The 25,322-nt window shown below is 58.8% G+C and carries 22 protein-coding genes and 1 pseudogene; 9 read left to right on the forward strand and 14 right to left on the reverse strand.

Annotated elements, in window-relative coordinates:
• Positions 1-13: 13 nt before the first annotated feature.
• Positions 14-403, forward strand: coding sequence for a MerR family transcriptional regulator (locus tag AB4N42_RS02665; protein WP_460115834.1), 390 nt, complete (start codon positions 14-16; stop codon positions 401-403).
• Between the two features lie 213 nt (positions 404-616).
• Here AB4N42_RS02665 and AB4N42_RS02670 read toward each other — a convergent pair whose 3' ends face one another.
• The 5 genes from AB4N42_RS02670 to AB4N42_RS02690 form a co-directional block, all read right to left on the reverse strand.
• The gene (locus tag AB4N42_RS02670) at positions 617-2,809 is read right to left on the reverse strand and encodes a TonB-dependent receptor (RefSeq protein WP_460116366.1); all 2,193 of its coding nucleotides are present in this window, start codon (positions 2,807-2,809) and stop codon (positions 617-619) included.
• A 687-nt stretch (positions 2,810-3,496) separates the two neighbouring features.
• Positions 3,497-4,309, reverse strand: a complete 813-nt coding sequence (locus AB4N42_RS02675; RefSeq protein WP_460115835.1) for an alpha/beta fold hydrolase — start codon at positions 4,307-4,309, stop codon at positions 3,497-3,499.
• Between the two features lie 31 nt (positions 4,310-4,340).
• A complete protein-coding gene (locus tag AB4N42_RS02680; protein WP_460115836.1) occupies positions 4,341-5,201 on the reverse strand; it encodes an alpha/beta fold hydrolase in 861 nt (286 codons plus the stop codon).
• 186 nt (positions 5,202-5,387) lie between these two features.
• Positions 5,388-6,701 carry an ATP-binding protein gene (locus AB4N42_RS02685; RefSeq protein ID WP_460115837.1) on the reverse strand — a complete coding sequence of 438 codons (1,314 nt, stop codon included), beginning with the start codon at positions 6,699-6,701 and terminating at the stop codon, positions 5,388-5,390.
• Positions 6,698-7,438, reverse strand: coding sequence for a response regulator (locus AB4N42_RS02690; RefSeq protein ID WP_030138951.1), 741 nt, complete (start codon positions 7,436-7,438; stop codon positions 6,698-6,700). The genes AB4N42_RS02685 and AB4N42_RS02690 overlap by 4 nt, the downstream gene beginning before the upstream one ends.
• Positions 7,439-7,692: 254 nt before the next feature.
• Here AB4N42_RS02690 and AB4N42_RS02695 point away from each other — a divergent pair, with 254 nt between their 5' ends.
• Complete coding sequence (locus tag AB4N42_RS02695) at positions 7,693-7,959, forward strand: DUF2790 domain-containing protein (RefSeq protein WP_460115838.1); 267 nt, start codon at positions 7,693-7,695, stop codon at positions 7,957-7,959.
• 587 nt (positions 7,960-8,546) lie between these two features.
• Positions 8,547-8,912, forward strand: coding sequence for a DUF6124 family protein (locus AB4N42_RS02700; protein WP_460116367.1), 366 nt, complete (start codon positions 8,547-8,549; stop codon positions 8,910-8,912).
• 236 nt (positions 8,913-9,148) lie between these two features.
• Here AB4N42_RS02700 and AB4N42_RS02705 read toward each other — a convergent pair whose 3' ends face one another.
• Together AB4N42_RS02705 and AB4N42_RS02710 are read right to left on the reverse strand one after the other, a co-directional pair.
• On the reverse strand, positions 9,149-12,046 hold the full coding sequence (locus AB4N42_RS02705; RefSeq protein WP_460115839.1) for a DEAD/DEAH box helicase: 2,898 nt from the start codon (positions 12,044-12,046) through the stop codon (positions 9,149-9,151).
• A gap of 695 nt (positions 12,047-12,741) precedes the next feature.
• The gene (locus AB4N42_RS02710) at positions 12,742-13,023 is read right to left on the reverse strand and encodes a tetratricopeptide repeat protein (RefSeq protein ID WP_460115840.1); all 282 of its coding nucleotides are present in this window, start codon (positions 13,021-13,023) and stop codon (positions 12,742-12,744) included.
• Positions 13,024-13,127: 104 nt separating this feature from the next.
• Between AB4N42_RS02710 and AB4N42_RS02715 the strand changes: the two genes are divergently transcribed.
• Together AB4N42_RS02715 and AB4N42_RS02720 are read left to right on the forward strand one after the other, a co-directional pair.
• Positions 13,128-13,736, forward strand: coding sequence for a hypothetical protein (locus tag AB4N42_RS02715; protein ID WP_460115841.1), 609 nt, complete (start codon positions 13,128-13,130; stop codon positions 13,734-13,736).
• 414 nt (positions 13,737-14,150) lie between these two features.
• A pseudogene (locus AB4N42_RS02720) lies at positions 14,151-14,847 on the forward strand (DUF1963 domain-containing protein).
• A 28-nt stretch (positions 14,848-14,875) separates the two neighbouring features.
• On the opposite strand, the gene AB4N42_RS02725 reads toward AB4N42_RS02720, so the two are convergent.
• The 6 genes from AB4N42_RS02725 to def all read right to left on the reverse strand — a co-directional run bounded on the left by AB4N42_RS02725 (position 14,876) and on the right by def (position 20,122).
• Positions 14,876-15,139, reverse strand: coding sequence for a hypothetical protein (locus AB4N42_RS02725; RefSeq protein WP_460115842.1), 264 nt, complete (start codon positions 15,137-15,139; stop codon positions 14,876-14,878).
• Positions 15,140-15,413: 274 nt separating this feature from the next.
• Positions 15,414-15,725, reverse strand: a complete 312-nt coding sequence (locus AB4N42_RS02730) for a tetratricopeptide repeat protein (RefSeq protein ID WP_460115843.1) — start codon at positions 15,723-15,725, stop codon at positions 15,414-15,416.
• A gap of 154 nt (positions 15,726-15,879) precedes the next feature.
• The gene (gene trkA / locus AB4N42_RS02735) at positions 15,880-17,253 is read right to left on the reverse strand and encodes a Trk system potassium transporter TrkA (protein WP_030138958.1); all 1,374 of its coding nucleotides are present in this window, start codon (positions 17,251-17,253) and stop codon (positions 15,880-15,882) included.
• Between the two features lie 24 nt (positions 17,254-17,277).
• Positions 17,278-18,588 carry a 16S rRNA (cytosine(967)-C(5))-methyltransferase RsmB gene (gene rsmB / locus AB4N42_RS02740; protein ID WP_460115844.1) on the reverse strand — a complete coding sequence of 437 codons (1,311 nt, stop codon included), beginning with the start codon at positions 18,586-18,588 and terminating at the stop codon, positions 17,278-17,280.
• The gene (fmt, locus tag AB4N42_RS02745) at positions 18,585-19,544 is read right to left on the reverse strand and encodes a methionyl-tRNA formyltransferase (RefSeq protein ID WP_407684095.1); all 960 of its coding nucleotides are present in this window, start codon (positions 19,542-19,544) and stop codon (positions 18,585-18,587) included. Before fmt ends, rsmB begins: the two co-directional genes overlap by 4 nt.
• Positions 19,545-19,615: 71 nt before the next feature.
• Complete coding sequence (gene def, locus AB4N42_RS02750) at positions 19,616-20,122, reverse strand: peptide deformylase (protein WP_030138961.1); 507 nt, start codon at positions 20,120-20,122, stop codon at positions 19,616-19,618.
• Positions 20,123-20,292: 170 nt separating this feature from the next.
• Between def and AB4N42_RS02755 the strand changes: the two genes are divergently transcribed.
• The 3 genes from AB4N42_RS02755 to AB4N42_RS02765 all read left to right on the forward strand — a co-directional run bounded on the left by AB4N42_RS02755 (position 20,293) and on the right by AB4N42_RS02765 (position 23,111).
• Positions 20,293-21,318, forward strand: a complete 1,026-nt coding sequence (locus tag AB4N42_RS02755; protein ID WP_460115845.1) for a LysM peptidoglycan-binding domain-containing protein — start codon at positions 20,293-20,295, stop codon at positions 21,316-21,318.
• A gap of 80 nt (positions 21,319-21,398) precedes the next feature.
• Entirely contained in the window at positions 21,399-22,493 is a 1,095-nt protein-coding gene (gene dprA, locus AB4N42_RS02760) for a DNA-processing protein DprA (protein WP_431146761.1), read from the forward strand.
• A 60-nt stretch (positions 22,494-22,553) separates the two neighbouring features.
• Complete coding sequence (locus tag AB4N42_RS02765) at positions 22,554-23,111, forward strand: L-threonylcarbamoyladenylate synthase type 1 TsaC (RefSeq protein ID WP_198796108.1); 558 nt, start codon at positions 22,554-22,556, stop codon at positions 23,109-23,111.
• A 142-nt stretch (positions 23,112-23,253) separates the two neighbouring features.
• Here the strand turns inward: AB4N42_RS02765 and AB4N42_RS02770 are convergent, their stop codons facing one another.
• Positions 23,254-24,231, reverse strand: a complete 978-nt coding sequence (locus AB4N42_RS02770) for an NADPH:quinone reductase (protein WP_460115846.1) — start codon at positions 24,229-24,231, stop codon at positions 23,254-23,256.
• A 163-nt stretch (positions 24,232-24,394) separates the two neighbouring features.
• Between AB4N42_RS02770 and hemF the strand changes: the two genes are divergently transcribed.
• Positions 24,395-25,309 (forward strand): oxygen-dependent coproporphyrinogen oxidase, encoded by a 915-nt coding sequence (gene hemF, locus AB4N42_RS02775; RefSeq protein ID WP_030138965.1) that lies wholly within the window; start codon positions 24,395-24,397, stop codon positions 25,307-25,309.
• Positions 25,310-25,322 lie beyond the last annotated feature (13 nt).

Raw genomic sequence — 25,322 nt, forward strand, 5'->3', positions numbered from 1 at the left:
AGCGGTGTTTTTCATGAGAATCGGCGAACTCGAGGCCCGCAGCGGCGCCAGCCGCCATACGCTGCGTTATTACGAGCAGATCGGCCTGATCTCACCGCTGCGGCGAACGAATAACTACCGCGTCTACACCGCGCAAACCCTGCAGGACTTGGACTTTATCCAGCGCGCGCAAAGCATGGGGTTTTCCCTGGGGGAAATAGGTCAGATCCTGGATGCGCAGCGCAACGAACTGATCGACTGTGCTGACGGCGCCAAGCTGATTGAAAAGAAAATGGCGGAAATCAAACTGAAGATCGCCAACTTGAAAAGCATCTATCGATACCTCAATGAAGAGCGTGCAAACCTCGAAGCCAGCGCGGCCAGGCAACTTGCGCTTCAGCAGCTGAGCAACGCTTCCAACTGAACAGCCAGCCTCCGGGGAGCGCAGCCCAGCCCCCCGTGGCGAGGGAGCTTGCTCCCGCTGGCCTGCGCAGCAGGCCCCTGCATTTCTCCAGGCAAACCGCATCGCCTGGTTTTGCGACTGCTGCGCAGTCGAGCGGGAGCAAGCTCCCTCGCCACAGGGGATTGGGTGTCCGCTCTTCAGTCTCGATACTTCAAGCCTTCCTCAAACGACCACTCAGAAATCAACAGTCCCCGAAAACTTCACCAATCGCGGATCACCCTGCGAAAGGTAGCCGCCGTTTGCCGAGGCCCAGTAGTTCTTGTCGGTGATGTTTTCCACGTTGACGCGCAACGTCAGGTCTTTCTCCACGAATTTCATTTTGTAACGTGCGCCTGCGTCGAAACGGTTCCAGGTGGGCAAGCTCAGGTTGTTAGCCTGATCCGCATACTGCCCGCCCGTGCGCAACATCCTCGCGCTGAGCGCGGCGCCTTCGATACCCGGGACATCCCAATCCACGCTGGCATTGAGCTGGAACGTTGGCACGCCAATCGCGTGGTTGCCATCGTTGAGGCCGCCGGCAGTGTTTTTCAGTTCGGACGTCATGCGGGTACCGCCGGCCATCAACCGGAGGCCTTCGATGGGCTCGCCGAAAACGCTGATCTCCAGCCCCTTGTTGACCTGTTCGCCATCGCGCACGTAGAGGTTTTGCGCGTTGTCGACGTAACCATCGGACGGTTTTTCGATACGGAAAACACCCACGTTGGCACCGAAGGTCTGCATGTCCAGCTTGATGCCCGCTTCCAACTGTTTTGTACGGCCAGGGGGAAAGGCTTCGCCCAGGTTCGTGACGCCTGTAGCAGGCGCCACCGGCCCTTTTGCAAGGCCTTCGATTCGGTTGGCGTAGAGCGACACGCTCTCCACCGGCTTGTACACGATGCCGTAGACAGGGGTGGTGATGGCTTCCTCGTAGGGCGTGCTACGGCTGCCATCGTTCGCGGGATTGGGGACACCGTTTGAAGTGGTGCCATCGTACTTGTAGTTTTCGACACGCAATTGCTGACGACGGACACCGTAAGTGACCAGCAATTTGTCATCGAACAAACCCAACGTGTCGGAAATCGCCAAGCTCCGGTTGCGGGTTTTGCCGGTCACCCCGGGATCGCCCATTTCACCGCCAGTGCTGGACACTGCGGTCGGCTTGGGAAGCTTCGGGGTGTCGTAGATATTGGTGTTGCCGGTAACGGGACGATAGAAGGTGTAGGCGTTTTCCTGCTCGGTCCAGATCGTTGAGCCGCCGATCGAAACCTGGTGGGAAACAGGCCCAGTGTTGAAGCGCCCGTTCAACCCGCCACTGAACGATGTGTTGTCTTCATTGTGGGGAATTTCCGAGCCACCGATCGTCGCTACGCCGTTATTGCCGACCAGCGTCGGCGTGGCGTACACCCCGGTTTCGCGGGTGTGCTTTACACCACCAGCCAGGTAGGCGGTCCAGTTTTCGTTCAGGTCCCAATCGCCACGAACCATGCCGAAAGTGTCTTCGGTTTCGGAGTAAGTCCAGTCCTGTCCATAATTGTGGCTCGCGTTCGGAGCCGTGGGAATGCGAGTGGCACTCCCGATGTTCACAGAGTTACGCAGTCCGTTGATACGCTGTTTCTGATAGCCGAAATCGGTGGAAATGCGGAAGTCATCACCTCGATAGTCCAAGCCCGCAACGAACAACTTTGTGCGCTGATCCTGGTTGTCGATCGCTGTTTCACCTTCACGCTGGCTCAGATTCAACCTGGCGCCAAAACGATTGTCCTCGCCGAATCGCTGCCCGATATCCAAATGCTCGCCAATGCGGCCTTCGGTGCTGATGTCCTGGGTATAGCGACGCGTCGGGACATCCTCCGCGCGTTTGGGCTGCAGGTTGACGCCGCCCCCAAGCCCCGAGCCCGTCGGACTGACACCGTTGATAAACGCGTTGGGGCCTTTGAACACCTCGACACGCTCGATCGCATCCGTCGACAGAATTTGACGCGGTAAAACGCCGTACAGCCCGTTGTAGGAAATGTCGTCGCTGGCAAGCGGCAGGCCTCGAATCACGAACACCTGGGATTGGTTACCAAACCCATAGGATTGCCGCACCGACGGATCATTGAGCAGCACATCACCCACGTCTTCGGCTTGTTGATCTTCAATCAACTGGGAGGTGTAACTGTTCATCACGAACGGGACATCCATGTTGTCCTGATTGCCCAGCACACCCATCTGGCCCCCCCTCGCCACCTGACCACCCGCATAGGGTGCCGGTAGCGTGTTGGAATTGGTTTTGACCGCATCGGCAGTAACGTCGGTCATGCCCAATTCGATAGGTTCAGCCGCTTGGGCAAGAAAACTGACTGAGCAGCACGCGGCAAGCAAGGTAAGGCGAGATGGAAATAGCATGGGGTGAGTACCTGCGGGGAAACGGAAAATCAATTTAGTGAATGCTAATGATTCGCAGATGGATTATCCATACTAATGGCTCGTTGCCATAAAAGATTTGAAAGCGGTTCGGTCGGCGTCGAGTGCCTCAATCGTCACCCACTGTGGGGGCTTGCTCGCGAAAGCGGCGGGTCAGCTTGCTTCAATACAGAATGTGCCAGCCTCTTCGCGAGCAAGCTCGCTCCCACACTGGACGGCGGTGAACACAGTATCTGCAACAGCCCCGATTCCCTGTGGGAGCGAGCTCGCTCGCGATGACGCCAGCCCAGACACCGCCCGTGGCGAGGGAGCTTGCTCCCGCTCGACTGCGCAGCAGTCGCAAAACCGGGCGATGCGGTTTCCCTGAAGAAATGCAGGGGCCTGCTGCGCAGGCCAGCGGGAGCAAGCTCCCTCGCCACAGGGGGTTTTGTGTCGAGCCGATACCGAGCCCAAGGCTGCACACTGTGCGACGCCATGATGAGTGATCTGGCATTTGATCTGGATGGATCGAGGCGTCATGTGGCGCAGGGTACTAGCCGCTGATTGAGCTGAGGTCGTGGAACCGCGGCAATAGTATTTATGCCCCAACCAAAAACCCGGCCTCCTGCGCCGGGTTTTTGGTCTTCTCGAAGACCAACGGATGAGGGTCAGTCGCCCCGCTTCACATGATCACCCCTTGGAACTGGCCTGCGCCGCTTCAACAATCAGCTCCGCAACTTTCCCCGGATTGGACGTCATCACCACATGGGAAGCCCCTTGAACGGTGACGGTCTTTTTCGAGCCCGCGCGTTCGGCCATGAACTTCAGGGCCGCCTCGGGGATGTTCTTGTCCGCCGAGCCGTAGATGAACCAGGACGGCAGTTTTTTCCAGGCCGGGTCGCCAGACGCTTCCTTCAATGCCGCCTCGCTGATGGGGCGTTGGGTGGCGGCCATCAGGGCGGAGTCCGCCGCTGGAACGTCGGCGGCGAACTGTTGGCCGAATTTGTCCTGCTGGATGTAGAGATCTTTATTGCCATCGTCCAACTGCACCGGAGCCGCCAAGGTTGGACCCAGGGTGCCGCCAGGGTAGCGACCGGACAGCTCGATGGCGGTTTCGCCTTTGTCCGGCGCGAAGGCTGCGACGTAGACAAGCGCCTTGACCTTGGGGTTGTTATGCACGGCGTTGGTGATCACGGCGCCGCCGTAGGAATGACCCACCAGGATCACCGGGCCGGCGGTTTGCTCGACGATATCGGCGACGTAATCGGCGTCCTGCTTCACGCCGCGCAGCGGGTTGGCCGCGGCAACGACCGGATAACCCTGCGTCAGCAACTGGGCGGCAACGCCGTTCCAACTGGAGGATTCGGCGAATGCGCCATGCACCAGCACGATGGTGGGCTTGGCGGCGTCGGGTTGCGCGGCGGTTGCGCTTTGGACGGATCCCAGTGCCAGCGCAGCGGTGATGGTGACGGCCAACAGCGATTTGAGATTGAGCATGATCATTCCTTTTCATTTATTGGAGGATGCGATGGGCTTACTTAGCCAGGAAATCCAACAGATCCTGATTGAGGCGGTCCTTGTGGGTGTCGGTCAGGCCGTGCGGTGCGCCCGGATAGACGATCAACTCGGCGTCCTGCACCAGTTCGGCGGCGGCATGGGCGGAGGCGTCAATCGGGACGATCTGGTCGTCATCGCCATGCACGATCAGTGTCGGCACGTCGAACTTGGCCAGGTCGGCACGGAAGTCTGTCGCCGAGAACGCCGCGATGCAGTCATAGGTGTTCTTGTGGCCGGCTTGCATGCCCTGCACCCAGAACGAATCGATCAGCCCCTGGGAGACGTTCGCCCCGTCGCGGTTGAAGCCAAAGAACGGCCCCGACGCGATGTCGCGATACAGCTGCGAGCGGTTATCCAGCGAGGCCTTGCGCAGGCCGTCGAACACCTCGATCGGCAGGCCGCCTGGGTAGTCTTCGGTCTGGAGCATCATCGGCGGAACGGCGCTTATCAGTGCGGCCTTCTTCACCCGATCGGTGCCGTGGCGGCCGATGTAGCGGGTGATTTCGCCACCACCGGTCGAGAAACCCACCAGGGTGACGTCGTTGAGATCCAGGGTGTTGATCACCGTGGCCAGGTCATCGGCGTAGTGATCCATGTCGTTGCCTTCCCACGGCTGGCTGGAACGGCCATGGCCGCGGCGGTCGTGGGCGATCACCCGATAGCCTTGGTCGGCCAGGAACAACATCTGCGATTCCCAGCTATCGGAATTCAGCGGCCAGCCATGGCTGAAGGTGACGACTGGCCCATCTTTCGGCCCCCAGTCCTTGTAATAGAGCTGTACGCCATCCGGGGTGGTGATGTAGCTGGCTGCTTGAGCGAGGGAGGACTGGGTATTCATGGCAAGATCTCCTTAGGTCAGGGCTCGCCATTCGGGGGATCCGGTGGCGAGTTGATGGGGAGAATTCTTGCAGCGGCATGTATACCGGAAATGTTCGACACCCGGCCGCTATGCGTTCTTTTGAGTCTGTAGATACGCTGGATACAGTGGCTTACAAATGCATGCCACTGATCCAGCAGGAGCGGCCTACTGATCGACGCCGAAGTCGAGGGTCACGCAAAGCCCGCCGCCGTCGCGGTTGCGCAGGCTCAGCGTTCCACCAATCGCCACGGTCAACTGCTGGGCGATGGCAAGGCCCAGGCCGGTGCCGCCAGAGCTGCGGTTGCGGGAGCTTTCCACCCGGTAGAACGGCTTGACCACCTCGGCCAGAATCTCTTCAGGAATGCCCGGCCCTCGGTCGAGCACGCTGATGGAAACGCCGGTGTTCGCATTGCCACCGATTTCCACCTCGGCGGTGCCGGCGTACTTCAGCGCGTTATCCACCAGGTTCACCAGAATACGCCGCAGCGCATGGGGCCTTGTCTCGATGATCGCGCCGTTCTGGCCGCGCAGGCTGACCTCGCGGCCGGTGTCCTGGTAATCGCACACCAGGCTGTCGAGAAAGGAATCCAGGCCGATGCGGCAACTGGTTTCCGTCGCCCCGTGGACACTGCGCGCATAAGCGACACCCTCGCGCACCAGATGCTCGATCTCGTTGAGGTCGTTGCCCAGTTTGTCTTTCTCAACCGAGTCGTCCATGAACTCCGCGCGCAGCTTCATGCGCGTGATGGGCGTCTGCAAGTCGTGGGAAATCGCCGCGAGCAACTGCATGCGCTCTTTCAGGTAAGCGGCAATGCGCGCCTGCATGCTGTTGAAGGCGCGGGCGGCGTAGGCCACTTCCCGTGGACCGGTTTCATCCAACGGCACGGGATGGGCGTTCGGGTCGAGGTTCTCGACCGCCTCGGCCAGGCGACTGAGCGGGCGTATGGCGATGCGCACGGCCAGCCAGGTGCAGCCGATCATCAACAGCAACTGACCAAACAGGACAAAGGGCAACCAGGGCGACAACGGCCTGACCGAGGGACGTACATCGATGGTCACCGGGCTGCCATCAGCCAGTCGCACCTGGGCTTGGAAATGCTGGCGTGGCCCCGGGATCTCGACAAAGGTCAGGTCATAATTGCTGCCCAGCGAGACTTGCAGAGATTGCGCCGCCGTCGCCGCGAGATCGTTGGAGGTGAGCGGAATGCCGGGGTCGTGTTCCCGCAGCAAATAATCATAGTTGCGACGCTGCAGGCGTTTGGTCCATGCCAGGCGCTCGTCGGCGGGCAGGCGGTCGAGGATGGCGATGGAGGTCGCCGTGTCGTGCTCGAAGTTGCCCAACATCGCCGTCTTGGTGCTTTCGTAGCGTTCATAGTACTGGGCTGCGAAGGTCAGGGCCTGGGCGAGTATCAAGCCGACCAGGAACACCAGCCACAGCCGCGAGGCCAGCGTGCGAGGCCATTGCAACGCGAGTTTCATGCCTGCTCCTCAAGCATTTCCACCGCAAAGGTAAAGACGTAGCCTTCGTTGCGCACCGTCTTCAAGTAGAGCGGTTCGCGTGCGTCATCCAGCAAGCGCTGACGCACGCGGCTGACCAGCAGATCAATGGAACGGTCGAAGATGTCCGCGTCACGGCCCTGCGTCAGATTGAGCAACTGGTCGCGGCTCAGCACTCGCTGAGGATGATCGAGAAAGACCCGCAGCAGCCTGTACTCGGCGCCGCTCAGCGAGACCAGGGTGTCGTCTTCATCGAGCAAATGACGGGCAGTGGTGTCGAGACGCCAGCGGCCGAACTTGAGCATGCGGCCGCTTTCGCTGACGACAAAGTTGGGCGGCAGCATGCGGGTGCGCCGCAGCACCGCGTTGATGCGCGCCAGCAGCTCCCGGGCCGCGAAGGGTTTGGCCAGATAATCGTCGGCGCCCATCTCCAGGCCAATGATGCGGTCGGTCTCGTCGCTGCGAGCCGTCAGCATCAGCACCGGCGTCGCCTTATGCTTGCCGGCGCGCAGCTCGCGGCACAACAGCAGCCCGTCATCCCCGGGCATCATGATGTCGAGCACGATCAAGTCCACCTGATTGGCTTCGAGAAAGGCCCGCATCTGACGACCATCCGCCACCACGGTGGTGCGCAGGCCATTCTTGATCAGGTAATTGCCGACCAGCTCCCTGATTTCCCGATCATCATCCACGATCAAAACGTGATCGACATGTTCCATGCCCTGCTCTCCAAAATGCGCGCATTTGTTGCGCAGTGTGACGATGCCCTGTTGCCGGTTGGCGACGCACCGTGCGTTCAGCTTATCCAGCCTTGAATCAAGCCAGAGCGAAGCGAAAACAGTGGCGATTGTATCGATCTGTATCGCAATTCACCTCAGATACGTACGCATCCAACCACGGCGTTTTTCGACATAGCCGAGATACCTCATGGGCTTTTAATGAGCGCCATCCAACTCATTGAAGGGAAACAACCATGAACCTGAAAACCATCGCCACGGCTTGCCTGATCACTGCCCTGAGCGCCGGCGCATTACCCGCCTTGGCCCAGGGCAAAGCAGCGAGCGAAAGCTATTCCTACGGCACTCACCTGGACATCGACAAAGTGATCTCGCTGACGGAAGACGGCGGCCAGACTTGCGGGTTGGTGAATGCGCAGATCACTTACCTTGATTCAATGGGTGAGCAGAAAGCGCTGACGTATCTCAAACACGGGGCCAGTTGTAACAATGAAGGCAGCTGAGGGGTGCCGCAGGGGTGAGTTCGATTTCCCTGGCCGCGATAGATCCCTTGTGGGAGCGGGCTTGCTCGCGAATACGGTGAGTCAGCTTGCATCAATGTTGAATGTACCAACGCCTTCGCGAGCAAGCCCGCTCCCACACTTTTCGGTGGTGTTCATAAATACTGTGCACAACACAAAACCCTGTGGGAGTGAGCCTGCTCGCGAAGAAAACGACTCGGCCCCAGCACAGAACACCCCACCAAAATCGCCAAAAATCCTCTCTCCTACAGCCCTCCCCTACACCGCCCATCAAACTACGCATCCTTGCGCCTTTGCCTACAACTACGCCAGAATCCGCCCGCTTGTGCGCCTTGTCCCGGGGCTCTATTGTCTTCCTGCCACTGCCCATCAGTGGTCGGGTTTAGTAGCCCGGTTCACATCTCGGTTGTACAAGCTCTATCAGTCAGGTATCTGCCTGTTCTTGATGGTGGCTGTGTGCATGGCGCCCTCGGGCGCGCCGGGTTTGATGTGATCACCGGTCTACTAACTTGCGCACAGCCGCCACCCTCCGTTTAGTAGCGAAATGGTGCGGCCTCTATGAGGATCACATCAATGTTCAAAATACCCCGAATCCGCCAGAAGCAGATTCCACTTCAAAATCCGCAAAATCCAAAGCCAAGCAGCAAGACGAAATCACCCAACGGGTGCTCGACCACTACTTGCTACCGAAACCGGATAAACCCAAAGACGACCCCAAACCGGGGCAGCTATTCACCGTCGTGAAAGGCCTCGATAACGAATGTTTGCTTGCCAACCTCACTGAGACGTTGGCTTCGGCTGATGCAATGGTGAGTGATTTGGCGTTTGATTTGGATGGGGCGAGGCGTCATGTGGCGCTGGGGATTCAGCAGTTGATTGAGCTGAGTTCGTTGTTGGCGAATCGGGTGTTGGATAATGTGGAGCCGGGGCGGTAAGTAAAGGTTTGCCAATGGAAAAACCCGGCGTTCTGCGCCGGGTTTCTTTTTGCCTCCGTCCTCCTAGAGTGGCCGAAAACGGCCAAAAAGCAGTCAGCCGAAAATGTCCACGAAACCATGGGCGACTCATCACAATTTTGAACGTCATCAAGATCGCCTAAGCACTAGATATAAAGCCTTCAGCCCTACTAGAAATAGCAGAGCTATAGGTCTCACAAACTTCTCTTATAAACTAATCAATTATACAAACGAAATGGCAGGTCTTCTGCGACGGCTTGCCCCGGAGTGCAGAGCCACTGCCACACTTGTTGTTGTGTTAGGCTTCCCTCGCACAATCGCAATAGAGCCTCACCCAAATCCCCGCTTTCAACTACGCTTAACCGGCCACAGGATGCAATTTGTTGTGGCACACTCGGATCTACTCCAGGATGGCAAAGAGTCACGCAAAAACAATCTCTATAGCCATGAATTTCAGAGGCAGCTAAAACCTCTACCGCTTTATTATAATCAACAAGCTTATCGCCTTCTTTCGATTTTAGCTCGACCACAATCGAGGACGAATCGAAGAATTTGACTAGATAGTCGGGCGCGCCAGTTTTAGTCTTGTCATCTAACTTCTCAAACGCTACACCTAGCTGTACAAGCACCTGCTCGAACGCCACTTCAAACGCATCACCTTTTGCCTCATAGTAGTTCTCAATTAGAACCTTACTATCGCATCTGCTAGCTCGTTTTAGATGCCTAACGGACATTCTCTTCCGCTGGTCAACTTTCCAATCTCGACAAGCATCTCGTACCCAATTTGCTTTAGCTTGCGCATTAGGCTTAGATTTTACAAAAGCTAAAAGTCTTGCTGAATTAGCCTCAGGACTGCCAAGCATAAGCAATTGTGGCGTTGTGATTCCATGCTGCTTCAAGAGCAACATTTCGTGCCTATATAGCTTCAAAGCACTACCCGCCGCAGATACCCCTGTCATCCAGAGAATATCGTCTGGCAATCCCTCTTGGACTCTGTATGCTAATCTTCGAATGTAGCGCGTCAGCTTAGATATAGCGCGTAGCAAAGTATCATCCACTCTTAATAGTGGCGGACGAAGAACTGGCGGCACGCGCTTATCGGCTGCGGACATAGCTATCCCAGCTAAGCCCTGTAAGACCCAGGATAGGTTTCTGTTCATTTCTTTGACAGCGCCAGCACTCAGAGATTTAACTTCACGCTCAATTGCCCTGATCTCAACACCGCTGGTCCACTTCTGGCACAACCATGCCGCATTAGTAGGTACTGGATCAACTTGCCAAATTGATTCCATTAGGTCATCTGCAAGGTGCTGCGCATCATAAATAGGATCTTTCAACTGATAAGGCAGGAACCGAGTAGGTTTAACTCCATTTCTCGGGCGAAACTCAGGGCTGGATAAGCATGCGGAAAAGATAAGCAGTTCTAGCCTGGACTTGAGATCCGCCGATTCAAGATGCCCAATTAGTTCTGCCAAATAGATTGACTTCCTAGACAGAAAGTTGATTAAAAACACCCCAGTTTCTGGTAGCAAACCACTGAACCCGACCGCTCGCCCCACTGGCGTAGGACTCAGGTTCCCGCCAGATGTTTCAACGACGAAGCCAGCATCAATTAACCCGGCCAGAGCAACGCCGACTTTAATCGGCCACGTCTTAAATGCAGTTAAGTTGTTGTCTTCTTCCCTTAACGCACTGAACGTTGTGCAAACAAGCTCTTCAAGCTCGGCTCTGTTGTTGCATAACCCTGAAGATACCAGTTGCAGTGAAAGCTGACCAAACCTAGCAGGCACAATTCGTGCTTTGATTTCAGGAAGTTGCTCTATTGATAGATAACTTGTAGCCAATGCGCGTTGCGGCCCGGTACCAAAATATATTACACGCCCTTCTGCATGTTCAAATCCCATACGCCCGACCCGCCCGGACATGTTGTGAAACTCTGCGCTATCTATTGCGACATACTGCCTTTGCTGGCCGTCCCAACGTTCCCAATTAGCAAATACTGCTGCCCCTAGGGGGAAATTCACACCTGCTGCTAAAGTACTTGTAGCAAATACAACATCCAGCTTATTTTCTGACAAATAACGCTCTACCACTCCTCGCTCTTCGTCAGTTAGGTCCGCGTTATGACTCGCAACTCGGAGGTCTAGTATCTTCGCCAACATAGTGTTAGCTGAAGTTTCAGGCAAGGTATCAAATTCTAACGATAGCTGTCCTTGAGTACCCTTGTGGTACGAAGCTACAAAAGCCTCAGCAAGATCATAAGTATCTTGCTTTTTCATGCAAAAAACTATGATTGGAAGCGGTGGATTATCTTGTTTAAGCAGATATGTTAAAGCTGAAATCGTTTCCGCCTTAACTCCAGCAGGCAGTCGCTTGTCCGATTCCATCACATCAGGTTTCGCACTGCTTACTGAATAAATCTGATCGCCAATCCAGCATTCATACCGTAAATGTTTCTCGCGCTTTTGCTCGAAAATAAGCTGAACCCGCAGCCAGTTCGCTAAGTCTTGGGCATCCTTGCTTTTTAAAACTGCTGACAATCCTACAAACTGTTTCCAACCCGCGTTCCGCATAAGTGTCAAAAGGACTTCAACATTTTGCCCGCGATTTTCGTCTCCCATCAGCTGAATTTCATCGCATACGACAATCGTATTTTGCATACTTTTCGGCACTCCAGATGCCGACAGTAGCGCTAAATATTTTTCATATGTAGCAATTACCAAAGGAGCACTTAGAGGAGCCGCAGAATACTGTCCCGTGGCATCTTCGACGTAGTCCCCCGTGGCAATGACCATGGATGCACCATCGCTTTCCAAATATCTGTCCAACAACGACGTTTTGAAGTCTTCAAATTTCTGCTTGGCTAGTGCGCGATGAGTCACCAAATAAACTGTTTTATTCCCAGCGAGCAATCCTTCAGCAATAGCCCAGAGCCCAATCTGAGTCTTTCCCGTGGAGGTAGGGGAAACCACCAGCATGTTTTGCCCACGCGCCACGCCAGACTCCAACGCGAGGTACTGAACATCAGTGAGGGAAATCGCCCCCTCGGATCGATAGACCAACCCATCGGCCACAGATTCGGACAGACCGTGTTCTACTGGAAAGGTATCCCTCATGCCTAGCAACTCCTGTAATGCGTTTGGGTGCAAGCGTCCAGAGCAATCTGGGCGCCGAGTGTCCGAATCCGGCAGAAGCATACGTAGCATTAAATGGCCATGTTGGCCATCCTGCTAAGCGTCAGAGCGGCAATTGGGAAAAGCAGGGCAGTGAAATGCATAGCCGTAAAATCTGTAACTACATAATTTTTAATAGAATTACACATGGATCATGTAGTGGATTCGCATTGCCCGGCCCCCACTTTGAATCGCCCCTAGTTTCTCAGATACCGAATCACTGGTTCTGGCCGATTCTGTTGAAAAAGTCGGTTTTTCCAGGCTGCCCGCGTATTGACTGGTGAAAACGCCTTTCTTGCGCGTAACTACGTGAAATCTGAGCCCGTAACCTTCTGCTCAAATAAAGATTTCAATCTCAGCGCGCGTACTTTTCTGCTATGGAAACGGTGGTGGGCTTGTCAACACAATCGGCCGAAAGCAGACATCTATGAAGACGATAGTTTCCGGTATATCAGACAAACCGCGTTGGGTGTTTAGGTCTGCTGCGCAGCCCAGCGGGGATAAATCCCCTCGCCACAGGGGTTTTGTGTGTTGGCTGTTTGGCGGGCGGGTAATGAGAACGCAGTGGGCTTTTTTGTGAGTGCTTCGCACTCAAGCGGGAGCAAGCTCCCTCGCCACAAAAGCAGTTTTGTGTGAACTCAGGAGTGGCGATCCAGTTTCTTGAGGAACACGGTCATTTCTTTTTCAGCCTGCTTGTCACCATGGGCGCGGGCGGCTTCCAGGCCTTGTTCCCAGGCTTGGCGGGCTGCGGCGGCGTCGCCTTGGCCTTGGTGGGCCTTGCCTAGCAGCTTCCAGGCTGCTGAATACTTGGGGTCGAATTCGACGCAGCGTTGGAGGTGTTCGGCGGCGCGGGGGAATTCGCCTAGGTCTAGGTAGCCTTTGCCGAGGCCGAAGCGCAGGGGGGAAACGGGACAGACCACGATTATGAGACAGACCGATTACAGGTGAGCCCAATCGTGGTCTGTCCCCGGCTTCCTCTCTGCCCACTAAAATAAACCTGTCCCCTTTTCCCAGAGAGCTGCAAGTGAAAAAGCAAGTCAAGAAGAAGCCGCATTCCCCCGCAAAAATATGGAATGACGTCCAGAGAAAGGTGTTACGCCACGAGCTAGGACACTGGTTGGTGGCCCGAAAACTGGGCTTCGATACTGGTGACATCACCATAAAGATCAGACAGCAGAGCCAAGCTCATCCTCCTGTGCAAGAAGGCGACTCCTGGATCAACCCAGCCCCAGTCATCAAAAACATCGACGACCTTACGCTCTATCTTGAGGATCGGATTTCTGTTCTATACGCAGGATTAGCAGCACAGACGCATGGGCTTGAGCTTGACTCTGTGGAGCTTGGCAGGGTCCAAGAGCAGGATGCCGCAACAGACCTACGAATTATCAGGGAGTTAGTCCCTGTTCTGAGGGGAACACTGCATGGGCCAAGAGTTGATCAAGGAACATTTTCGGATCAGTGCTTAGAAGCTTTGGACCCGATCTGGGAAAAAACTAAAGATCTAATCGCAACGCTGTATCCAAAACTGGACTGGATGGCAGATCAGATGGGGCAGAAGGTGATCAGTTCAAACAAAACTTACGTGTTCACACTGCGCGATCTAGAGGCACTCGAACAGAACTACCCTGAATAGCGAATGAGCGGACACATTTATTTTCCGCAGATTTGCCCCTTCAATAGCACTCGCAATGGGTGCTTACTCCTGCTTCTCCACCTGCTGCGGGCCAAGCCAGAACCTGACCACCGCACCTTCAAGCCACGTATCCTCGCGCCTTTGCCTACAACTGCATCAGAATCCGCCGGCTTTGCAGCCGGGCCCTCGGGCTCTATCGTTTCCTTCCACTGGCCGAGCCGGTATCGATGACGCTCAGGCACGCTAGGAACCCTTGAAAGTCATTGGCCCGGGAAGTGGGAGGAGGTCCACTCTCTTATCCGTGAAGGATGCTAACGTGGCCTAGCTCGGGCAAAGAAGCGCTGCTATCCACTCTCGTACACAGCCCATCTGCGACCTTAATACCTGTAGCAAAAAAAGGAGAACTACATCGCCATGGAAATCCAGGAAATCAAGCAACGTCTGGCCCGCCCCGCCGTGAAGCTCATTGCCGGCGGCTTTCGTCCTGCTTGGCACCGATGAAGAAAGCTGGCTGGGCAATGTCTTCCTGTTTCGACCGGATGACGAGGTGCCCACTAATCAGGCGGGGCAACAGTTGCTCCCCTATGCGCAGTTTTACCTGCCCGCCCTGCCCATCAAGAGCCCTCTGCTAGCAGGGGTTCGTGTGCTGACGGTGTTCATTTCAAACCCGTTCCCCGAGCACTTTGAGCCGATGGGAAATAATTGGGTCATCCGCGAGTATGGGCCGGATGATGTGTTGGTACGCAAGTCTCTGTCGGTGGCAGATTCATTCCTCAAACCTTTCCCACTGACAGCGCAAGCGGTGCCGGAGGACTTTCCTCTGTGGGATGGCGGTGGTGTCCCGGAAGACCTTGAGCAAGCAATCCTCACGCTGGAACGCGCGGGCAAGATCCAGAGCTATTACGACTTGGTCACCCACACCTATGAACACAAGATCGGCGGTTACCCCTCGTTCTGCCAGTCGGGTGTTGATCCGGGTGAAGGCTTCGAGTTTGTGTTCCAGATCTCATCGGACTCGAAGATCAATCTGAACGTGGTCGACAGTGGGAGCCTGATGTTCTGGAAGCACAACAAAACTGGGGAGTGGGCGCTTTATTACGACTTTTACTAGGAGTCGGGGGGCAGATTCATTTTCAGGTTCAATCAGCCCCTTTCTTCCCTACACCAACCTCCTCAAACCGCCGCCGCTTCATGAACAATCCCATCCCTATCGCCACGGCAAAAACCGACAGCAACCCCAGATCAAACCCCAACACGCGGGTCTGACCGGCCAAAACGCAGCCAACCGCACCCGCGGCCACCAACACCACGCCTAGCCACTTGCGTAGCAGATACGGCTTGAGAAACCGATCGAGCAGAAAGGACAGCGTCAGGGCAATGAGCATTTGGGTAATTTCGGACATGTGTATTTCCAGTCAGGTCTTGGTGATCAGTATCGAGAGGTGCGTTGCGGGCCGATGCTGGAGCAGTGAATGTTTGTCCGTTAAGCAGCCAGACAGACCGCGCTGGCTGTTTGGGGCTGCTGCGCAGCCCAGCGGGGATAAATCCCCTCACCACAGGGTTTTGTGTGTTGGCTGGTTGGCGGGCTGGTGTTGAGAATGGGGTGGGCTTTTTTGTGAGTGCTGCGCACTCAAGCGGGAGCAAGCTCCCTCGCCACAAAAGCGGTTTTGTGTGAAGTCAGGGATGGCGATCCAGCTTCTTGAGGAACACAGCCATTTCTTTTTCAGCCTGTTTGTCGCCATGTGCGCGGGCGGCTTCCAGGCCTTGTTCCCAGGCTTGGCGGGCTGCGGCGGCGTTGCCTTGGCCTTGGTGGGCCTTGCCCAGTAGTTTCCAGGCTGCGGAATATTTGGGGTCGAATTCGACGCAGCGTTGGAGGTGTTCGGCGGCGCGGGGGAATTCGCCTAGGTCTAGGTAGCCTTTGCCGAGGCCGAAGCGGAGGAGGGAGTTGTCCATGCCCTTGGCGAGCATTTTTTCCAGGGAATCGAGCATTTGAAGACTCCTATAAATCCGTGGCGGGGACCTTGCTCCTGCTTGGCCGCGTAGCGGTTGCAGGGTTGGGCCTGCTTCGCAGGCCAGCGGGAGCAAGCTCCCTCGCCACGGGGATTGTTTTGTCAGGAGGAGCTCATCCACCGAGTAGGTTTTGTTAGAAGAAACTCAACCCCACATGAAACAGCTTCTCGACATCGCGAATGTGCTTCTTGTCCACCAGGAACAGGATCACATGGTCGCCGGTCTGGATCACGGTGTCGTCGTGGGCGATGAGGACTTCTTCGTCGCGGATGATCGCGCCGATGGTGGTGCCGGGCGGTAGGCCGATGTCGCGGATGGCTTTGCCGATGACTTTGCTGGACTTGGCGTCGCCGTGGGCGATGGCTTCGATGGCTTCGGCCGCGCCGCGGCGCAGGGAGTGGACGCTGACGATGTCGCCGCGGCGTACGTGGGCGAGCAAGGTGCCGATGGTTGCCAGTTGCGGGCTGATGGCGATGTCGATGTCGCCGCCCTGGATGAGGTCGACGTAGGCCGGGTTGTTGATGATGGTCATGACCTTTTTCGCGCCCAGGCGCTTGGCCAGTAGCGAGGACATGATGTTGGCTTCGTCGTCGTTGGTCAGGGCCAGGAAGATGTCGGCATCGGCGATGTTTTCTTCCAGCAGCAGGTCGCGGTCGGAGGCGCTGCCTTGCAGCACCACGGTGCTGTCGAGGGTGTCGGAGAGATAGCGGCAGCGTGCCGGGTTCATCTCGATGATCTTGACCTGATAGCGGCTTTCGATGGCTTCGGCCAGGCGTTCGCCGATCTGGCCGCCGCCGGCGATGACGATGCGCTTGTAGTTCTCGTCGAGGCGGCGCATTTCGCTCATGACCGCGCGAATGTTCGCCTTGGCGGCGATGAAGAAGACTTCGTCGTCGGCTTCGATCACCGTGTCACCCTGGGGCAGGATCGGCCGGTCGCGGCGGAAAATCGCGGCGACGCGGGTCTCGACATTGGGCATGTGTTCGCGCAATTGGCGCAGTTGCTGGCCCACCAATGGGCCGCCGTAGTAGGCCTTGACCGCCACCAGTTGCGCCTTGCTCTCGGCAAAGTCGATCACCTGCAGGGCGCCGGGGTGCTCGATCAGGCGCTTGATGTAGTTGGTCACCACCTGCTCGGGGCTGATCAGTACGTCCACCGGGATCGCTTCGTTGTCGAAGAGGTCGGCGCGGGTCAGGTAGGCGGCTTCGCGCACCCGGGCGATCTTGGTCGGGGTGTGGAACAACGTGTGGGCGACCTGGCAGGCGACCATGTTGGTTTCGTCGCTGTTGGTCACGGCCACGAGCATGTCGGCGTCGTCGGCGCCGGCCTGGCGCAGCACGGTGGGCAACGAGCCGCGACCTTGCACGGTGCGGATGTCGAGACGGTCGCCGAGGTCGCGCAGGCGTTCGCCGTCGGTGTCGACCACGGTGATGTCGTTGGCCTCGCTGGCCAGGTGTTCCGCCAGCGAACCGCCAACCTGCCCTGCACCCAGGATGATGATTTTCATCCATTCACTCCTATCGAATCGGTTTTAACCGCGTGCGGCGGCGATTTTGATCAGCTTGGCGTAATAGAACCCGTCGTGCCCGCCTTCCTGGGCCAGCAACTGCCGACCATGGGGCTGCTTGAGGCCGGCCTGGGTGGCGATGTCCAGCTCCCGGGCGCCCGGCGTGCGGGCGAGGAAGGCTTCGATCACTTCGGTGTTTTCGGTCGGCAAGGTCGAGCAGGTGGCGTAGAGCAGCATGCCGCCGACGTCAAGGGTCGACCACATGGCGTCGAGCAGTTCGCCTTGCAACACGGCCAGTGCGGCGATGTCGTCCGGCTGGCGGGTGAGCTTGATGTCTGGATGGCGACGGATCACGCCGGTGGCCGAGCATGGCGCGTCGAGGAGGATGCGCTGGAACGGTTTGCCGTCCCACCAGACGGTCGTGTCGCGGCCATCGGCGGCGATCAGTTGGGCTTCAAGGCCCAGGCGTTCGAGGTTTTCCTTTACCCGCACCAGGCGCTTGGCTTCCAGGTCCACGGCTACGACGCCGGCCAGTTTCGGCTCGGCCTCGAGGATGTGACAGGTCTTGCCCCCCGGTGCGCAGCAGGCGTCCAACACCCGTTGGCCCGGCGCCAGCTCCAGCAGGTCGGTGGCCAGTTGGGCGGCTTCGTCCTGGACACTGATCCAGCCTTCGGCAAAGCCCGGCAATGCGCGCACATCGCCTGGGGTTTCGAGCACGATGCCGTCGCGGCTGTACTGGCACGGGATGGCCGGGATGCCCGCCTCGCCCAGCAACGCCAGGTAGACATCGCGGGTATGGTGGCGACGGTTGACCCGCAGGATCATCGGCGGATGGGCGTTGTTGGCGGCGCAGATGGCTTCCCACTGCTCGGGCCAGAAAGCCTTGAGGGATTTCTGCAACCAGCGCGGATGCGCCGTGCGCACCACCGGGTCGTGTTCCAGTTCGGCCAGCAGGGTTTCGCTTTCCCGCTGGGCGCGGCGCAGCACGGCGTTGAGCAGGGCCTTGGCCCACGGTTTTTTCAGCTTGTCGGCGCAGCCCACGGTTTCGCCGATGGCGGCGTGGGCCGGGACGCGGGTGTAGAGCAGTTGATAGAGGCCCACCAGCAGCAGCGCTTCGACGTCAGCATCGGCGGCCTTGAACGGCTTCTGCAACAGCTTCGCCGCGAGGGCCGAGAGGCGCGGCTGCCAACGGGCAGTGCCGAACGCCAGGTCCTGGGTGAAGCCGCGATCGCGGTCTTCCACCTTGTCCAGTTGGGTCGGCAGGGAGCTGTTCAGCGAGGCTTTGCCGCTGAGGACGGCGGCAAGTGCCTTGGCGGCGGCCAGACGCGGGTTCATGAGGCGTCCGCCGCTTGGCCGAGGACGGTGCCGACGGCGAATTTCTCACGACGGCTGTTGAACAGGTCGCTGAAGTTCAGTGCCTTGCCGCCGGGCAGTTGCAGGCGCGTCAGGCACAGGGCCTGCTCGCCGCAGGCAACGACGAGGCCGTCCTTGCTGGCGCTGAGGATTTCTCCTGGTGCGCCCTTCCCTTCGGCCAAGTTGGCGGCCAAGACTTTCAGGGCTTCGCCGTTCAAGGTGCTGTGGCAGATCGGCCAAGGGTTGAAGGCGCGCACCAGGCGCTCCAGCTCAACGGCCGGGCGGCTCCAGTCGATGCGGGCTTCGTCCTTGTTCAGTTTGTGCGCGTAGGTGGCGAGGCTGTCGTCCTGCACTTCGCCTTCCAGCGTGCCGGCGGCCAGGCCGGCGATGGCCTGGACAACCGCTGGCGGGCCGATCAGCGCGAGGCGATCGTGCAGGCTGCCGCCAGTGTCTTCGGCGCTGATAGGGGTGCTGGCCTTGAGCAGCATCGGCCCGGTGTCCAGGCCGGCTTCCATGCGCATCACGGTCACGCCACTCTCTGCATCGCCCGCTTCCACGGCACGCTGGATCGGCGCGGCACCGCGCCAGCGCGGCAACAACGAGGCGTGGCTGTTGATGCAACCCAGGCGCGGAATATCGAGCACCACTTGCGGCAGGATCAGGCCGTAGGCGACCACCACCATCAAGTCCGGCTTCAGTGCTGCCAGTTCCGCTTGGGCCTGGGCATCGCGCAGGGTCGGCGGTTGCAGGACTGGCAGGCCGTTTTCCAGGGCCAATTGCTTGACCGGGCTGGGCATCAGTTTCTGTCCGCGACCGGCAGGACGGTCCGGCTGGGTGTAGACCGCGACGATTTCATGGGGGCTGGCCAGCAAGGCCTTGAGGTGTTCGGCGGCAAACTCGGGAGTGCCGGCAAAGACGATGCGCAGTGGCTCAGTCATGGAAAACTCTCAATTACAAAGCAGTCGCAAAAAGAAAAAGGCTTGCCGCGGCAAGCCTTTGAAGAAGGGCATCAAGCGTTCTGGCGATGGATCTTTTCCAGTTTTTTCTTGATCCGGTCACGCTTGAGATTAGACAGGTAATCAACGAACAACTTGCCGTTGAGGTGGTCGCATTCGTGCTGGATGCACACCGCCAGCAGGCCTTCGGCGATCAGCTCGTAGGGCTGGCCGTCACGGTCCAGGGCCTTGATCTTGACCTTCTGCGGACGGTCGACGTTCTCGTAGAAACCCGGCACCGAAAGGCAGCCTTCCTGGTACTGGTCCATCTCGTCGGTCAGGGTTTCGAACTCGGGGTTGATGAACACCCGCGGCTCGCTGCGGTCTTCGGAGAGGTCCATGACGACGATACGCTTGTGCACGTTGACCTGGGTCGCGGCGAGGCCGATGCCTGGGGCCTCATACATTGTTTCAAACATGTCATCGACCAACTGACGCACTTCGTCGTCCACTACGGCCACCGGTTTGGCGATAGTGCGCAGGCGCGGGTCCGGAAATTCGAGAATGTTCAAAATGGCCATAAGCTTGATAAATGCACGTGTGAGGTAAAGTCGGGTGGCTGGCCTGGCGTGTCTTGGGATGCAGGCTACCGTTGTAAAACGTTGCTCTTTTGCAGAACAGCTCCGCAAGGTAGCGAGCCACGGGGGCTCTGGCGTTTTACGCGAACGCACATAATAAAGGGATTCACCGCATGAGGAAATCACTACTCGCCCTGCTGCTCTTGGCCTCGGCCGGTATCGCGCACGGGCAAGTGCAACTTCGGGAAGGTTTTCCACAGCAATACACCGTGGTCCAGGGGGACACGCTGTGGGACATTTCCGGCAAATACCTGCGCGAGCCGTGGAAATGGCCCGAACTCTGGCAGGCCAATCCGCAAGTGGAAAACCCGAACCTGATCTACCCCGGCGACACCCTGTCACTGGTCTACGTCAACGGCCAGCCACGGCTGACCCTTGATCGCGGCGCCTCCCGCGGCACCATCAAGCTGTCGCCGCGCATTCGCAGCTCGCCCGTGGCCGATGCCATTCCGAGCATTCCGCTGCAAGCCATCAACAGCTTCCTGCTGAGCAACCGCATCGTCGACACGGCGGAAGATTTCAACAAGGCGCCCTATATCGTGGCTGGCGACGCCGAGCGCGTGCTCAGCGGCACCGGCGATCGGATTTTCGCTCGTGGCGCCTTCGATGCGAGCCAGTCGGCCTACGGCATCTTCCGCCAGGGCAAGGTCTACACCGACCCGCAGACCAAGGAATTCCTCGGTATCAACGCCGATGACATCGGCAGCGGCGAAATCGTTGCTACCGAAGGCGACGTGACCACCCTGGCCCTGCAACGCACCACGCAAGAGGTGCGCCTCGGCGATCGCCTGTTCAGCGGCGAGGAACGCTCGATCAATTCGACGTTTATGCCCAGCGCGCCAAAGTCGGACATCCAGGGGCTGATCCTCGATGTTCCCCGTGGCGTAACGCAGATCGGCGCGTTGGACGTGGTCACCCTGAACAAGGGGCGGCGCGACGGGTTGGTGGAAGGCAACGTCCTGGCCGTGATGAAGACCGGCGAAACGGTGCGCGACCGGATCACTGGCGCACCGGTCAAGATCCCGGACGAACGCGCTGGCCTGCTGATGGTGTTCCGCACCTACGACAAACTCAGTTACGGCTTGGTGCTGTACGCCTCGCGTTCGCTCGCGGTGCTCGACAAGGTGCGCAATCCGTAACGGGTCTCACAAGTTACCAACAGAGTTATCCACAGCTTGTTCCCGTCCTAACGGGGCTATAACGATCAAGGATTGATCACATGCCATTGCCTGAATCTGCGTCGGTTCCGCCTGCGGAGCTGGAGGCCCGTCTGCGCTTGCATCGCTTGCCGGACTTGGGACCTAAACGTTTCATGACCCTGATGGAGGCCTTTGGCTCGGCCTCCAAAGCCATCAGCGCGCCGGCCAGCGCATGGCGGGCGCTGGGGTTGCCGGCCACGTGCGCCGAGGCCCGTCGCGTGCCGGAAATACGCGACGGCGCCGCCCACGCATTGGCTTGGCTAGACGGCCCGGCCCAGCATTTATTGATGTGGGACCAGCCTGAGTACCCTGCGCTGCTGGCACAGATCAGTGATCCGCCGCCGCTGCTGTTTGTCGCTGGCGACCCTTCGATTCTGGAAAAACCGCAGTTGGCGATGGTCGGCAGTCGTCGGGCATCGCGTCCCGGAATGGACACGGCGGCGGCGTTTTCCCGGAGCCTGGCCGGGGCCGGTTTTGTTATCACCAGTGGCCTGGCGTTGGGCATCGACGCCGCCGCGCATCAGGCCGCGCTGGATGTCGGTGGGCAAACCGTCGGGGTGCTGGGCACGGGCCTGGAAAATTTTTATCCACAGCGCAATCGCCGGTTGGCGGAGGCGATGATTGCCCAGGGCAGCGCGGTGGTCTCGGAGTTTCCGCTGGACGCAGCGCCCCACGCCAGCAACTTTCCGCGCCGCAACCGAATCATCAGTGGCTTGTCCCTCGGCGTGCTGGTGGTCGAGGCCAGTGTCGCCAGTGGTTCGCTGATCACCGCGCGGCTGGCGGCGGAACAGGGCCGCGAGGTCTACGCCATTCCGGGGTCGATCCATCATCCCGGTGCCCGGGGTTGCCATCAGTTGATCCGCGACGGCGCGGCGCTGGTGGAAACGGTCGAACACATCCTCGAAGCGTTGCGCGGTTGGCAGCGATTGCCCCTTGCCTCGGAACCGGTGCCGGTGACGCATCCGCTGCTGCGCCTGCTCCATGCCGCGCCGCAGACCAGTGAAGCGTTGGCCGATGCCAGCGGCTGGGGCTTGTCCAAGGTCCTGGCGGCGTTGACCGAGCTGGAAATGGACGGACGGGCGGCGTGCGAGCACGGACGCTGGTTTGCTCGCTAGGTTTTATGGGGAAGATCGGTAAACTGCGCACAGCCTTATTGCGTTGCGGAGAATCTTTTCATGGTCAACAGTTGGCGTGTGCAACAAGCCGCGCGAGAAATTCGCGCCGGGGCGGTCATTGCCTACCCAACCGAAGCGGTCTGGGGCCTGGGTTGCGACCCATGGAACGAAGAAGCGGTGGAGCGCCTGCTGGCGATCAAGTCCCGACTGCCTGACAAGGGATTGATCCTGGTGGCTGACAACATCCGCCAGTTCGACTTCCTGTTCGAGGATTTCCCCGAAACCTGGATGGACCGCATGGCCAGCACCTGGCCAGGGCCCAACACCTGGCTGGTACCGCACCAGGACCTGTTACCGGAATGGATCACCGGCGTGCACGACACCGTCGCGCTGCGGGTCAGCGATCACCCGATCGTGCGCGACCTGTGCTCGCTGGTCGGACCGCTGGTTTCCACCTCGGCCAACCCCCAAGGCCGGCCGGCAGCGCGCACGCGGATCCGCGTCGAGCAGTATTTCCGCGGGCAGATCGACCTGGTGCTGGGCGGCAACCTGGGTGGGCGCAAGAACCCGAGCGTGATTCGTGACCTGGCGACTGGCAAGGTAGTCCGGCCGGACTGACTTCTTGTAAGCACACCACCCCCTGTGGGAGCGAGCTTGCTCGCGATAGCGTCAGGTCAGCTGGCATTGATGTTGGCTGATACACCGCTATCGCGAGCAGGCTCGCTCCCACATTGGTTTTTGCAAAGATCTTCAGTTCAACTCAAGGCAGCAGAACCGTCGACCCCGTCGTCCGCCGCGCCGACAACTCGGTATGCGCCTTGGCCGCCTCAGCCAGCGGGAATCGCTGGTTGATGTCCACCGTGAGCTTGCCGCTGGCGATCATCCCGAACAGCTCATCAGCCATGCGCTGCAGGTTTTCGGCGTTGTTGGCGTAGGTCGCCAGGGTTGGGCGGGTGACGTACAGCGAGCCCTTGGCCGAAAGAATCCCCAGGTTCACGCCATCCACCGCGCCGGAGGCGTTGCCAAAGCTCACCACCAGGCCTCGCGGCGCCGTGCAATCCAGGGAGGTCAGCCAGGTGTCCTTGCCAACGCCGTCATACACCACCGGGACTTTTTTGCCGCCGGTCAATTCCAGCACGCGCTGCGGGACGTTTTCCTTGCTGTAGTCGATGACTTCCCAGGCGCCGTGGGATTTGGCGATGGCGGCTTTTTCCGCCGAGCTGACGGTGCCGATCACCTTCACGCCCAAGGCCTTGGCCCATTGGCACGCCAGGGAACCAACACCACCGGCGGCGGCGTGGAACAGGATGGTTTCGCCGCCCTTGAGCTCGTAGGTCTGGCGCAGCAGGTATTGCACGGTCAGGCCCTTGAGCATCACGCCGGCGGCCTGTTCGAAACTGATGGCTTCAGGCAAGTGAACCAGGTTGGCTTCGGGCAACACATGCACATCGCTGTAGGCCCCCAGCGGGCCACTGCCGTACGCCACCCGGTCGCCGACCTTGAACCGCGTAACGTCGGAGCCGACCGCCTCGACCACGCCCGCGCCCTCGGCGCCCAGGCTCGAAGGCAACGCCGGTGGCGGATAAAGACCACTGCGGTAATAGGTGTCGATGAAGTTCAGGCCGATCGCCTTGTTGCTGACGCGGACCTGTTGCGGACCGGGCTCGGCCGGCTGGTATTCCACGTACTCGAGCACTTCGGGTCCGCCATGGGCGCTGAACTGGATGCGTTTGGCCATCTTCACTTTCTCCTTATCGTGGGACTTTTACCAAGCCTGCTATCGGACTCCTAAGCTTGATCTTCGTCAACTGTGGTGAGGGCGGATGCGGTGGTATCCTGTGCGCCCATTTTGCCGGCGGCCTGTGTACGCCGCGCAGCGTAGCCCTGATCAAGGTGATGTCATGACTACTCGCACCGAGGCCGTGAAAGCCTATCTGCTGGACCTGCAAGACCGCATTTGCGCAGCCCTGGAAGCCGAGGACGGCGGCACTCGCTTCGTCGAGGACGCCTGGACCCGGCCCGCCGGCGGTGGCGGTCGCACGCGAGTGATCGAAAACGGCACGGTGATCGAAAAGGGCGGTGTCAACTTTTCCCACGTCTTCGGCAGCGGTCTCCCACCCTCGGCCAGCGCCCATCGGCCGGAATTGGCCGGACGCGGCTTTGAAGCCCTGGGCGTGTCGCTGGTGATCCACCCGCACAACCCCCACGTGCCGACATCCCACGCCAACGTGCGCTTTTTCATCGCCGAAAAAGAAGGCGAAGAGCCGGTCTGGTGGTTTGGCGGCGGCTTCGACCTGACGCCTTATTACGGCGTGGAAGAAGATTGCGTGCATTGGCACCGCATCGCCCAGCAAGCCTGCGAGCCATTCGGTCCGGAGGTCTATTCGCGCTACAAAGCCTGGTGCGACAGCTATTTCCACATCAAGCATCGCAACGAGCCCCGGGGCATCGGCGGTCTGTTTTTCGATGACCTGAACGAATGGGATTTCGATACCAGCTTCGCTTTCATGCGCGCCATCGGCGATGCCTACATCGATGCCTACCTGCCGATCGTGCAGCGCCGCAAGAACCACGAGTTCACGCCCAAGCAACGGGAATTCCAGGAGTTCCGCCGTGGCCGCTACGTGGAGTTCAACCTGGTCTATGACCGTGGCACGCTGTTCGGCCTGCAATCGGGCGGGCGTACCGAATCGATCCTGATGTCTTTGCCGCCCCAAGTGCGCTGGAGCTATGACTGGAAAGCCGAGCCGGGCAGCGACGAAGCGCGGTTGACCGACTATTTCCTGCAGGATCGCGATTGGCTGGCAACGGCCTGAACGGGGAAAAACC

Source organism: Pseudomonas sp. H2_D02, from assembly GCF_054677635.1.

Coding starts and splice junctions, on each gene's coding strand:
- AB4N42_RS02665 (WP_460115834.1), top strand. CDS start 14: ATGAGAATCGGCGAACTCGAGGCCCGCAGCGGCGCCAGCCGCCATACG.
- AB4N42_RS02670 (WP_460116366.1), bottom strand. CDS start 2,809: ATGCTATTTCCATCTCGCCTTACCTTGCTTGCCGCGTGCTGCTCAGTC.
- AB4N42_RS02675 (WP_460115835.1), bottom strand. CDS start 4,309: ATGATCATGCTCAATCTCAAATCGCTGTTGGCCGTCACCATCACCGCT.
- AB4N42_RS02680 (WP_460115836.1), bottom strand. CDS start 5,201: ATGAATACCCAGTCCTCCCTCGCTCAAGCAGCCAGCTACATCACCACC.
- AB4N42_RS02685 (WP_460115837.1), bottom strand. CDS start 6,701: ATGAAACTCGCGTTGCAATGGCCTCGCACGCTGGCCTCGCGGCTGTGG.
- AB4N42_RS02690 (WP_030138951.1), bottom strand. CDS start 7,438: ATGGAACATGTCGATCACGTTTTGATCGTGGATGATGATCGGGAAATC.
- AB4N42_RS02695 (WP_460115838.1), top strand. CDS start 7,693: ATGAACCTGAAAACCATCGCCACGGCTTGCCTGATCACTGCCCTGAGC.
- AB4N42_RS02705 (WP_460115839.1), bottom strand. CDS start 12,046: ATGAGGGATACCTTTCCAGTAGAACACGGTCTGTCCGAATCTGTGGCC.
- AB4N42_RS02725 (WP_460115842.1), bottom strand. CDS start 15,139: ATGTCCGAAATTACCCAAATGCTCATTGCCCTGACGCTGTCCTTTCTG.
- AB4N42_RS02730 (WP_460115843.1), bottom strand. CDS start 15,725: ATGCTCGATTCCCTGGAAAAAATGCTCGCCAAGGGCATGGACAACTCC.
- trkA (WP_030138958.1), bottom strand. CDS start 17,253: ATGAAAATCATCATCCTGGGTGCAGGGCAGGTTGGCGGTTCGCTGGCG.
- rsmB (WP_460115844.1), bottom strand. CDS start 18,588: ATGAACCCGCGTCTGGCCGCCGCCAAGGCACTTGCCGCCGTCCTCAGC.
- fmt (WP_407684095.1), bottom strand. CDS start 19,544: ATGACTGAGCCACTGCGCATCGTCTTTGCCGGCACTCCCGAGTTTGCC.
- def (WP_030138961.1), bottom strand. CDS start 20,122: ATGGCCATTTTGAACATTCTCGAATTTCCGGACCCGCGCCTGCGCACT.
- AB4N42_RS02755 (WP_460115845.1), top strand. CDS start 20,293: ATGAGGAAATCACTACTCGCCCTGCTGCTCTTGGCCTCGGCCGGTATC.
- dprA (WP_431146761.1), top strand. CDS start 21,399: ATGCCATTGCCTGAATCTGCGTCGGTTCCGCCTGCGGAGCTGGAGGCC.
- AB4N42_RS02765 (WP_198796108.1), top strand. CDS start 22,554: ATGGTCAACAGTTGGCGTGTGCAACAAGCCGCGCGAGAAATTCGCGCC.
- AB4N42_RS02770 (WP_460115846.1), bottom strand. CDS start 24,231: ATGGCCAAACGCATCCAGTTCAGCGCCCATGGCGGACCCGAAGTGCTC.
- hemF (WP_030138965.1), top strand. CDS start 24,395: ATGACTACTCGCACCGAGGCCGTGAAAGCCTATCTGCTGGACCTGCAA.